Source organism: Streptomyces sp. NPDC057743, from assembly GCF_042798755.1.
Taxonomy (GTDB): Bacteria; Actinomycetota; Actinomycetes; order Streptomycetales; family Streptomycetaceae; genus Streptomyces.
Map to the genome: position 1 here is coordinate 1 of NZ_JBHVJX010000074.1, position 12699 is coordinate 12699.

General features: G+C 72.4%; 2 protein-coding genes. Both read right to left on the reverse strand.

Going from position 1 to position 12699, the window contains the following annotated elements; genetic code table 11:
• Positions 1-1943: type I polyketide synthase (locus ACFVFQ_RS37680; protein WP_383425117.1), on the reverse strand; the 1943-nt coding region annotated here is incomplete at its 3' end.
• Positions 1944-1989: 46 nt separating this feature from the next.
• A partial coding sequence (locus ACFVFQ_RS37685) for a type I polyketide synthase (protein ID WP_383425119.1) occupies positions 1990-12699 on the reverse strand: 10710 nt, incomplete at its 5' end.

A 12699-nucleotide genomic window follows, 5' to 3' on the forward strand; every position in this document is an offset into this window, starting at 1 on the left:
CCAGCCGCCCGCCACACCTCCGCCAAACACACCATCACCGCCCACAACAACGGCTGAACGACATCGACGCGTTCCAACACAGCCGGATCAGTCGAGCGCGCCACCTCCGTCAACGACCAGTCCACAAACGGCGCCAACGCCCGCTCACACTCGGCCCAACGCGACGCGAACGCCTCCGACGAATCCAGCAGACCGACCGCCATGCCAACCCACTGCGAACCCTGGCCCGGGAAGACCAGCACCGGGCCGGAGCCGACGGCCGAGCCGGTGGCGGTGCCGGTCACCACGCCGACGCCGGGGTCGCCCGCCGCCACCGAGTCCACACCGGCCAACAGCGCCTCCCGGTCGGCGCCCACCACCACCGCCCGGTGGTCGAAGGACGCCCGCGACGTGGCCAAGGAGAGGGCAACGTCCGCGGGCGCCAACTCTGGGCGCTCCGCCAGGAAGCCGTGCAGCCGCTCGGCCTGGGCTCGCAGCCCCGTCTCGGACTTGCCCGACAGCACCCATGCCACCGGGCCCGCGTCCGACGGCCGGGGCTCGTCCTCCGCAACATCCCACTCCGGTGCCTGTTCCAGGATCACATGGGCGTTGGTGCCGCTCATGCCGAACGATGACACCCCCGCGCGGCGCACCCCGCCGGACTCCGGCCACGGCCGGTTCTCCGTCGCCAGCTCCACCGCGCCGGCGGACCAATCCACGTGCGGGGAAGGGGGGTTGATGTGCAGGGTCTTGGGCAGCAGGCCGTGGCGCATGGCCTCGATCATCTTGATCACGCCGGCCACGCCCGCGGCCGCCTGGGTGTGGCCGATGTTGGACTTCACCGAGCCGAGCAGCAGCGGTCGGTCGGCGTCCCGTTCCTGGCCGTAGGCGGCGATCAGTGCCTGGGCCTCGATGGGGTCGCCCAGTGAGGTGCCGGTGCCGTGCGCCTCCACCGCGTCGATCTGACGGCTGGAGAGGCGTGCGCTGGTGAGTGCCTGGGCGATGACGCGTTGTTGGGAGGGGCCGTTGGGGGCGGTCAGGCCGTTGGAGGCGCCGTCCTGGTTGACGGCGGAGCCGGGGATCAGGGCGAGGACCGGGTGGCCGTGGCGGCGGGCGTCGGAGAGGCGTTCCAGGACCAGGATGCCGACGCCCTCGGCGAGGCCGAAGCCGTCCGCGCCGGCACCGAACGCCCGGCAGCGGCCGTCCTCGGAGAGGCCGCGCTGGCGGCTGAACGCGGTGAGGATGCCGGGTGTTGCCATCACGGTGACGCCGCCGGCCAGGGCCAGGGTGCATTCCCGCTGACGCAGTGCCTGGCGCGCCCAGTGGACCGCGACCAGGGACGACGAGCAGGCGGTGTCGAGCGTTGCGGTCGGTCCCTCCAGGCCGAAGGTGTAGGCGAGGCGGCCGGAGAGGACGCTGGTGGCGTTGCCGGTGAGGACGTGGCCCTCGGAGTTCTCGGTGGTCGCCCGTCGGCCGGAGCCGTAGCCGGAGGGGGCGGCGCCGATGAAGACGCCGGTCTGGCTGCCGCGCAGGGCCGTCGGGTCGATGCCGGCCCGCTCGATGGCCTCCCAGGAGGTCTCCAGCAGCAGCCGCTGTTGCGGGTCCATCGCCAGGGCCTCGCGCGGTGAGACGCGGAAGAAGGCGGCGTCGAACTCGGCGGCGTCGTAGAGGAATCCGCCGCCGCGGGAGTAGCTGGTGCCGGGGCGGTCCGGGTCGGGGTCGAGGAGGGTGTCCAGGTTCCAGCCGCGGTCGGCCGGGAGCGCGCCGATGGCCTCGTCGCCGGCCAGGACCAGTTCCCACAGGTCCTCCGGGGAGCGGACGCCGCCGGGGTAGCGGCAGCCGATGCCGACGATCGCGATGGGTTCGGCGTCCCGCTCCTCGTAGTCGCGGAGCCGCCGGTTGGCGTCGCGCAGGTCGGCGGTGGCCCGCTTCAGGTAGTCGCGGAGTTTGTCGTCGTTCGCCATCACAGCACTCCCTCGTCGTGGCGGTGGCCTACGTCCCCCGTGTGCATCAGGAGCGCCCCAGTTCGTTGTCGAGAGCCTCGAAGAGTTCGTCGTCGCTCGCCGAGTCGAGATCGTCGGCGTCGGCCCCGGCGTCCGGGCCCGCCTGCGCCTCGTTCCACTGGTGCACCAGGGCGCGCAGTCGGGCGGTGATGCTCTCCCGTACGGCCTCGTCGGCGGCGAGGGAGGGATCGTCGGGGCGGACGGCGGACAGTGCGGCCTCCAGGCGGCCGAGGTCGTCGAGCAGGGTCACCCGGGGTGCCGGTGCCGCCGGGCCGGTGCCCAACGATGCGTGCAGGTGGGCGGCGAGGGCGGCCGGGGTGGGGTAGTCGAAGACGACCGTGGCGGGCAGTCGGAGCCCGGTCGCCGTGGAGAGCCGGTTGCGCAGTTCGACCGAGGTCAGCGAGTCGAAGCCAAGTTCGCCCAGCGCGCGGTCCGGTTCGACGGCGTCGGCCGAGGAGTGGCCCAGTACGGTCGCGACGTGGCCGCGGACGAGGTCCACCAGGAACCGGTCGCGGTCCGTCTCCGGCAGGCCGGCCAGGCGTTGGGCGAAGGACGGGCCCGCCGCGGTCTCGGCGGACTCGGCGGTCCGCCGGTGGTCGGTGCGTACCAGGCCGCGCAGCAGGGCGGGTACCGGCTTCCGCTTGGCCCGCAGGCCCGCCAGGTCCAGCTTGATCGGGACGAGCGCCGCGGTGTCGGTGCGCAGGGCGGCGTCGAGCAGGGCCATCCCCTCGTCGGTGGTGAGCGGGCGGACGCCGCCGCGGGCCATGCGGGTCCGGTCGGTGTCGGCGAGGTGGCCGGTCATGCCGCTGGCCTCGGCCCACAGTCCCCAGGCCAGCGAGGTGCCGGGCAGGCCCCGGGCCCTGCGGTGTTGGGCCAGCGCGTCCAGGAAGGCGTTGCCGGCCGCGTAACTGGCCTGGCCCGCATTGCCGAACACCCCGGCGCCGCCGGAGAAGAGGACGAACGCGGCGAGGTCGAGGTCCCGGGTGAGCTCGTGCAGGTTGAGTGCCGCGTCGGTCTTGGGGCGGAGCACGGCCGCCAGTCGGTCGGGGGTGAGCGCCTCGATGACGCCGTCGTCCAGCACGCCGGCCGCGTGCACCACGCCGGTCAGGGCGTGTGCGGCCGGGATGCCCGCCAGGGCGGCGGCGAGGGCGTCCCGGTCGGCCGCGTCGCAGGCCACGATCTCCACGTCCGCGCCCAGCTCCGTCAACTCGGCTTGCAGGTCGGCCGCTTGGGGTGCCTGCGGGCCGCGGCGGCTGGTGAGCAGGAGGTGCCGCACGCCGTGTTCGCGCACCAGATGCCTGGCGACCAGGCCGCCCAGCGTGCCGGTGCCGCCGGTGATGAGCACCGTGCCCTCGGGGTCCAGTGGCGCCGGCATCCGCAGCGCCAGCTTCCCCACGTGCTGTGCCTGGCTCATGACCCGGAACGCCTCCGGGGCGTGCCGGACGTCCCATGTCGTGGTGGGGAGCGGGGTGAACACGCCGCGGGCGAAGAGGTCCATCACCTCGGTGAGCATCCGCCCGAGGTGCTCCGTGCCGGCCTCGACCAGGTCGAAGGCGCGGTAGGTGACGTCGGGGTGGTCGCCGGCGACCTTCTCGGGGTCCCGGACGTCGTTCTTGCCCATCTCGATGAAGCGCCCGCCGCGCGGCAGCAACCGCAGCGACGCGTCCACGAACTCGCCGGTGAGCGCGTCCAGCACCACATCGACGCCGGCGCCCCGGGTGGCTTCCAGGAACTGCTGCTCGAAGTCGAGGGTGCGGGACGACGCCAACTCCACGTCCGTAACGCCGAGTTGACGGACCGCTTCCCACTTGGCGGGGCTGGCGGTGGCCAGGATTCGCGCGCCCAGGTGGTGTGCCACCTGCACGGCGGCCATGCCCACACCGCCGGCCGCGGCGTGGATCAGCACCGACTCGCCGGCACGCAGCCCGGCCAGCTCGGTCAGCGCGTACCAGGCGGTCAGGAAGGCCACGGGGACGGTGGCGGCCCGCTCGTAGGACCAGCCCTCGGGGATCGCGGCGACCAGCGGGCGGTGCGCCACGGCCACCGGGCCGAGCTGGCCGGAGAACATGCCCAACACCCGGTCGCCCGGGGCGAGATCGCGCACCTCGGGCCCGACCTCCAGAACCACGCCGGCACCCTCGGCCCCCATCGCCACCGCGTCGGGGTACATGCCGAGCCCGATGAGCACATCGCGGAAGTTGAGGCCGACGGCCCGCACTCCGATCCGCACCTCGCCGGGGGCGAGCGGGCGCCGGGCCTCCGGGTGCTCCAGCGCCGCCAGGTTCTCCAGGGTGCCGGCCTCGGTCACGTCCAGCCGCCAGTCGTCACCGTCGGGCAGCGCCAGGCCGCCGGCGCCGGCGGCCCGCGCCAGTCGAGGTACGCGCAACTCACCGCCTCGAACGGCGAGTTGGGGTTCGTTCGCGGAGAGGATCTGCGGAAGCAGGGTTGGCGCGTTCAGGGCCGGTGCGGCGACGGCGGCCTCACCGCGTTCGGCTTCCTCGGCGTCGACCAGCACGATGCGGTCGGGGTGCTCCGACTGTGCCGAGCGGACCAGTCCCCAGACCGCCGAGGCCACCACGCCGTCGACCCGGTCGTCCGGCAGCACGCCGACCGCGCCCCGGGTGACGACGACCAGCCGTGCGCCGGCGAACCGCTCGTCGGCCAGCCATTCCTGGACCAGTTCCAGGGCGCCGGTGACGGTGGCCCTTACGTCATCGGGGGTGGGGGTTGGCGAGGGCGCCGACGTGTGGTGCGTTGGGGTGTGCGTTGGCGTCTGGGTCGACGTGTGCGTGCGCGTCTGCGTCTGCGGTGCGGTGAACGGCGCGCCGTCCGGGCCGAGTTCGACGAGTACCGCGGCTATCTCGGCCTGGTCCGCGCCTCCTGCCGTTCCCTGGTCAAACGCGGTGCGCAGGGCGGCCAGATCCGGGTAACGGCGGATGGCCGGCGCTCCGGACTCGGCCGCGTCGAACGTGTCGCCGGCGCCGAGCAGCACCCAGGTGGGGGCCGGTGTGGCATCGGCCGCCGGTTGTGGCGCGAGGGCGACCCATTCGACGGCGTAGAGGGAGTTGGCGCCCTGGGCCGCGGCGTCGAACCGCACCGTCGAGGCCGGGCGGGATACCAGCGACTCGACGGACGCCACGGGGGCGCCGGTGCCGTCCGCAACGGTCAGCGCCAGACCTTCCCGGCCGACCCTCGACAGGCGCACGCGCAGCGCTCGGGCGCCAACGGCGGTGAGCGTGGCGCCACTCCAGGCGAAGGGCAGCCGGCCCACCTCGGAACCGTCGTCACCGGCGCGTTCCAGGCCGACCGCGATCATCGATTGCAGGGCCGCGTCGAGCAGCGCCGGGTGCAGGCCGAACTCGTCCACGGGCTGGTCCGCCGGCAGCCGGACCTCGGCGAAGACGTCGCCGTCGCGCCGCCAGACACCCTGCAACCCCTGGAAGACCGGGCCGTAGTGGAAGCCCTGGTCGGCGAAGCGCTGGTAGACGTCGGTGAGGTCGACCGGGGTGGCAGCGGCCGGCGGCCATGCCTCCAGTCCGGTCGGCGCCGGCGGGGCGGCGGTCGGGGCGAGTACGCCCGTGGCGTGCCGCGTCCACGGCGCATCGCCGTCCGCGTCGGGCCGGGAGTGCACGAACAGCGCGCGCCGCCCCGCCTCGTCCTCGGACTCCACGCTGACCTGGAGCTGCACTCCGCCGGTCCCGGGGAGGGTCAGCGGCGTTTCGAGGGTGAGCTCCTCCACCGTGTCACAACCCAGTTGGTGCCCGGCGTGGAGGGCGAGCTCCAGGTGGGCGGTGCCGGGCAGCAGGACGGTGCCGCGCACGGCGTGATCGGCGAGCCACGGGTGCGTGGAGAGCGCCAACCGGCCCGTCAGCACCACCTGTTCGGAGTCCGCCAACGTCACCGCCGCACCCAACAACGGGTGTCCCGCCGAACCCAACCCCAGACCCTGCGCATCGCCAGACACCCGCACCACGGACTTGGGCCAGTAACGCTGACGTTGGAAGGCGTAGGTGGGCAGATCGACCCGCTGGGGGTGGTGCGGGGCCAGGACCTTCTCCCAGGCAACGGGCAGACCGTACAGATGCGCCTGGCCGAGGGAGGTGAGGAGTTGGGCCGTGTCGCCGTGGTCGCGACGCAGGGTGCCGAAGGCGGCACCGGTGACGTTGGCCGCGTCGAGGATCTGCTCCACGCCGACGGTCAGCACGGGGTGCGCGGAGGCTTCGATGAAGGTGGTGTGGCCGGCGGCTATCGCAGCTCGGATCGCTTCCTCGAAACGGACGGTCTGGCGCAGGTTGCGGTACCAGTAACCGGCGTCGAGATCGGCGGTGTCCACAGACTCACCCGTCAGCGTCGAGAAGAAGCCGACCGGCGATGCTGCGGGGGTGAGGGGGGCGAGGTCGGTCAGGATGCGGTCGCGAATGGCCTCGACGTGCGGGGAGTGCGAGGCGTAATCCACCGGGATGCGGCGGACGCGGATGTCCTTCGCTTCCCAGGCTGCCTGCACGGCATCCAAAGCCGCCGCATCACCCGAAACCACCGTCACGGACGGGCCGTTGACCGCCGCGACGCCCAGGCCCTCGTAGCCGGCCAGGACCGACTCCACCTCGGTGACGGGCAGCGGAACGGACAGCATGCCACCGGCACCCGACAGCGCGGTGATCGCCTGCGAGCGAAGGGCTACGACGCGGGCGCCGTCCTCCACCGACAGCGCACCGGCGACGACCGCAGCCGCGATCTCACCCTGACTGTGACCGATCACGGCCGCCGGCTCCACACCAGCCGCCCGCCACACCTCCGCCAGACACACCATCACCGCCCACAGCAGCGGCTGGACCACATCAACGCGTTCCAGTACGGCCGGGTCGGTCGAGCGCGCCACCTCCGTCAACGACCAGTCCACAAACGGCGCCAACGCCCGCTCACACTCGGCCCAACGCGACGCGAACGCCTCGGAAGAGTCGAGGAGTTCGGCGGCCATGCCAACCCACTGCGAGCCCTGGCCCGGGAACACCAACACCGCACCCGAACCAACATCCAAGCCGGCCCCCGTCACCACACCCGCAGCAGGATCACCGGCCGCCACCGACCGCACACCCGCCAGCAACGCCTCCCGATCCGCACCAACCACCACCGCCCGGTGCTCCAACACCGCACGCGACGACGCCAACGAGAAGGCAACGTCCACGGGCGCCAACTCCGGCCGCTCCGCGACGAATTCACCCAACCGCTCGGCCTGGGCCCGGAGCCCGGCCTCGGACCTGCCCGACAGCACCCACGCCACCGGACCCGCCCCGTCCGACGGCCGCGGCTCGCCCTCCGCAACGTCCCACTCCGGCGCCTGCTCCAAGATCACATGGGCGTTGGTGCCGCTCATGCCGAACGATGAGACGCCGGCGCGGCGCGCCCGGTCCGACTCCGGCCACGGGCGGGCCTCGGTCAGCAGTTCCACCGCGCCAGCCGACCAATCCACGTGCGAGGACGGGGCGTCGACGTGCAGGGTCTTCGGCAGCACGCCATGGCGAAGCGCCTCGACCATCTTGATCACGCCGGCCACGCCCGCGGCCGCCTGGCTGTGGCCGATGTTGGACTTCACCGAGCCCAGGAGGAGCGGACGGTCCGCGTCCCGTTCCTGGCCGTAGGTCGCCAGCAGTGCCTGGGCCTCGATCGGGTCGCCCAGCTTGGTGCCGGTGCCGTGCGCCTCGACCACGTCGACGTCGGCGGCGGACAGGCGGGCGTTCGCCAACGCCTGGCGGATCACCCGCTGTTGGGACGGACCGTTCGGCGCGGTCAGGCCGTTCGACGCACCGTCCTGGTTGATCGCGGTGCCGCGGATCACGGCGAGCACGTCGTGGCCGTGTCGTCGGGCCTCGGAGAGGCGCTCCAGGACGATCACGCCGACGCCCTCGGCCAGTCCCATCCCGTCGGCGTCGTCGGAGAACGCCTTGCAGCGGCCGTCCTCCGCCAGGCCGCGTTGCCGGGAGAACGCGATGAACGCGCCCGGGGTCGCCATCAGCGCGACACCGCCGGCCAGGGCCAGCGAGCAGTCACCGTTGCGGAGTGCCTGAACCGCCAGGTGGAGGGCGACCAGTGAGGACGAGCAGGCGGTGTCCACCGAGACGGCGGGGCCCTCGGCGCCGAAGGTGTAGGAGATGCGGCCGGAGATGACACTGGAGGCGTTGCCCGTCAGGACGTGGCCCTCGGAGCTGCTGCCGGAGCGGAGGACGGCGGTGCCGTAGTCGTGGTTGTTGGTACCGGTGAACACGCCGGTCTGGCTGCCGCGCAGCGAACTCGGGTCGATGCCGGCGCGTTCCAGGGCCTCCCAGGAAGTCTCCAGCAGCAGCCGCTGTTGCGGGTCCATGGCCAGGGCCTCGCGGGGCGAGATCCCGAAGAAACCGGCGTCGAAGTCCGCGACGCGGTCGAGGAACGCGCCCTCGCGGACGTAGGACTTGCCGGCGGCGTCGGCGTCCGCGTCGAAGAGGGTTTCCAGGTCCCAACCGCGGTCGGTGGGGAACGGGCGCACCGCGTCGGTGCCGGTGGTCAGCAGTTGCCAGAGGTCGGCGGGTGAGGCCACTCCCCCGGGGTAGCGGCAGCCCATGCCCACGATGGCGATGGGTTCGTCGGCGGCGAGGACGGTGGTGGTGGCCGGGCCGGTGGTCGGCGCGGTCGTGGTGCCCCGTGCGTCATCGGCGGTGCCGAAGGTCTCGGCGAGCAGGTAGTCGGCGAGGGCCTCGGGCGTGGGGTAGTCGAAGACGACGGTCGCCGGCAGGGCCAGTCCGCTGGCCGCGTTGAGGCGGTTACGCAGGTCAACGGCGGCGAGCGAGTCGAAGCCCAGTTCCCGGAACGCCTTGCCTGCCGGGAGGGCGTCGGCGGAGTCGTGGCCGAGGACGGTGGCCGCGTGCGTCCGGACGAGTTCCCGTACTGCCTGCCGGCGTTCGCCCGCGGGCCGGCCGGACAGGCGCTTGCGCAGCGGCGTCTCGGTGTCCGGCCCGGCCTGGTTGTCCCTGGTGGTCTCGGCGTCGAGGAGGGCGCGCGCCTCGGGGACGGACTCGATCAGCGGGGAGACCCGCACGGAGGTGAAGGTGGGGACGAACCTGTCCCAGGCAACGTCGGCGAGGGCGACGAACGGCTCGTCGTGGTCGAGTTCGCGTTGCAGGCCGGAGATCGCCAGGTCCGGATCGAGGAAGGGCAGGCCGCGCTTGCGGACCAGGCTGGGGTCCACGCCCTCGGGGATGCTGCCGCCGCCCCATTCGTTGGTCGCGTGCCAGATGCCCCAGGCGATGGAGCTGGCGGGCAGGCCGTGCGCGCGGCGGTGCTCGGCGAGCGCGTCGAGGTAGGCGTTGGCGGCGGCGTAGGCGACGTGGTCGCCGCTTCCCCAGACACCGGCAATGGAGGAGAACAGCACGAACGCGTCGAGCGGTTCGGTGTCGCCCTGTTCGCCGCCGTCCCGTCCGCCGCCCTCCGTCCCACCGTCCAGGAGTTCCGCCAGGTGCTGCACGCCGAGGACCTTGGCGGCCATCACGTCGTCGAACTCGCTCAGCGTGCTGTCGGCGATCGAGCCGACCTCGATCAGCGCCGCGGCGTGCAGCACGGCGCGGACCGGTGCGCCGTTCGCCGTCAAGTCGTCGAGCATGGCGGCGACTTGCGCGCGGTCCGACACGTCGCAGGCGACGGCGGTGAGCCGGGTGCCGGTCGCGGCGAGTTCCGCGGTCAGCTCGGGGATGCCCGGCGCTGCCTGGCCCCGGCGGCCGGGGAGGACGATGTGCTCCGCGCCGTTACGGGCCAACCACCGTACGACGCTGGGCCCGATGTCCCCGGTCCCGCCGGTGACGAGGACGGTGCCGCGCGGCCGCCACGCCCGCTTCGGCGCCGCGGTGCCCAGGGGCGCGCGGACCAGTCGCCGCACGAACACGCCCGACGGGCGCACGGCCAGTTGGTCCTCGTTGTCGATGCCGGACAGCGCCGCCACGAGCCGCTGTTGGGCGCGCTCGTCGAGCTGTTCGGGCACGTCGATCAGGCCGCCCCAGCGCGGGGAGTGCTCCAACGCGACCACGCGTCCCAGTCCCCAGATCTGGGACTGCACGGGCCGCGCGAGGGCCTCGACGCCGGACACCGCGACCGCGCCGCGCGTCAGGCACCACAGCGGCGCCTCGATGCCGGCCGCGCCGAGCGCCTGGACCAGGGTGAAGGTGAGCGCCAGGCCCGCCGGCATGGCGCGGTACTGCGGATGGGAATCCTCCGCGGCGGCGAGCAGCGACACCACACCGCTCGGCCGACGGCCGTCCAACGCGTCGGCCAACCGCCGTGCCAACGCGTCGCGTTCGGCATCCGCATCGGTCAGCTCGACGGTGATGACCTCGGCTCCGTGCTGCGTCAGCGCGGCCAGACAATCGGCCATCGGCGCGTCCGCGTGACCGAGCACCAACCACGTCCCGGAGAGCCGCGCCACCGTCGTGTCGACCAGTTTCCAGTCGATCCGGTAGCGCCACTGGTCCACCTCGGACGCCTCGCGGTGCTGCCGGTGCCATGCCGAGAGGGCGGGCAGCAGCGCGCTCAGCTCCTCGCCGCTCGCGTCACCGCCGTCGAGCGCCAGCGTCTCGGCCAGCCCCTCCAGGTCCTCCCGCTCGACCGCTTCCCAGAAGCGCGCCTCGACGGAGTCCACGGCCCTGAAGTGGCCGTTGGCGCCGGCCGATTCGGCCAGATCGGACACGGCAGTGGGCAGCCAGTAGCGCTGGCGTTGGAAGGCGTAGGTGGGCAGGTCGACGCGCCGGGGGTGGTACGGCGCGAGGACCTTCTCCCAGGCAACGGGCAGGCCGTGCAGGTGCGCCTGGCCGAGGGCGGACAGGAGTTGGGCCTGATCGCCGTGGTCGCGACGGAGGGTGCCGAAGGCCGCGCCGGTGGCGTCGGCCGCGTCGAGGGTCTGCTCGATGCCGACGGTCAGCACGGGGTGCGCGGAGGCTTCGACGAAGACGGTGTGGCCGGCGGTGACTGCGGCCTGGACGGCGTCCTCGAAGCGGACGGTCTGACGGAGGTTGCGGTACCAGTAGTCGGCATCGAGGCCAGCAGTGTCGGTCAGTTCACCCGTCAGCGTCGAGAAGAAACCGACCGAGGTCGTCTCCGGAGCAATCGAAGCCAGATCGGCCAGGATGCGGTCACGGAGCGCCTCAACGTGCGGGGAATGCGAGGCGTAATCCACCGGGATGCGACGGACGCGGATGTCCTTCGCTTCCCAGGCAGCCTGGATGGCATCCAGGGCTGCGGCGTCGCCCGAAACGACCGTCACGGACGGGCCGTTCACCGCGGCAATGCCCAGACCTTCGTAGTCGGCCAGGGCGGATTCCACCTCGGCGACGGGGAGGGGGACGGACAGCATGCCGCCGGCGCCCGAGAGGGCGGTGATCGCCTGCGAACGGAGGGCAACGACGCGCGCGCCGTCTTCCACCGACAGCCCGCCCGCGACAACAGCAGCCGCAATCTCACCCTGACTGTGGCCGATCACCGCAGCCGGCTCCACACCAGACGCCCGCCACACCTCGGCCAGGCAGACCATCACGGCCCACAGCAACGGCTGAACGACATCAACCCGCTCCAGGACGGCCGGGTCGGCCGAACGCGCCACCTCCGTCAACGACCCGTCCACAAACGGCGCCAACGCCCGCTCACACTCCGCCCAACGCGCAGCGAACGCCTCGGAGGAATCCAGGAGTTCGGCCGCCATGCCGACCCACTGCGAACCCTGACCCGGGAAGACCAACACCGCTCCGGTGCCGGCACCCACGTTCGTGCCCGTGACCACGCCAGCGCCGGGGTCCCCCAGCGCCAGCGAGCCGAGGCGACCCAGCAGCGCGTCCCGATCGGCGCCGACCACCACCGCCCGGTGCTCCAACACCATCCGCGACGACGCCAACGAGAACGCCACATCCACCGGCGACAGTTCAGAACGCTCAGCCAGGAACGACCTCAACCGCTCCGCCTGCGCCCGCAACCCCGCCTCAGTCTTGCCCGACAACACCCACGCCACCGGACCCACCTCCGACGGCCTGGGCGCATCCTCCTCAACCTCCGGCACCTGCTCCACAATCACATGCGCATTAGTGCCACTGATCCCAAACGACGACACCCCCGCACGACGCACCCGCCCAGACTCCGGCCACGGACGATTCTCCGTCACCAACTCCACCGCACCAGCAGCCCAATCCACATGCGAAGACGGCGCATCAACATGCAACGTCCGCGGCAACACACCACGACGCATCGCCTCAACCATCTTGATCACACCAGCCACACCCGCAGCCGCCTGCGTATGACCAATGTTGGACTTGATGGAACCGAGCAGCAACGGACGATCCTCCGGCCGATCCTGACCATAGGTCGCAAGCAACGCCTGCGCCTCAATCGGGTCACCCAGCCTGGTGCCCGTGCCATGCGCCTCGACCACATCCACATCCGCCGCCGACAAACGCGCATTCGCCAACGCCTGGCGGATCACCCGCTGTTGCGACGGACCGTTCGGCGCAGTCAGGCCATTCGACGCACCATCCTGATTCACCGCCGAACCACGCATCACCGCCAACACCCGATGCCCATTCCGACGCGCATCCGACAACCGCTCCAACACCACAACACCCACACCCTCAGCAAACCCCGCACCATCAGCCGCATCCGCAAACGCCTTACACCGACCATCCGACGCCAAACCACCCTGCCGCGACATCTCCAC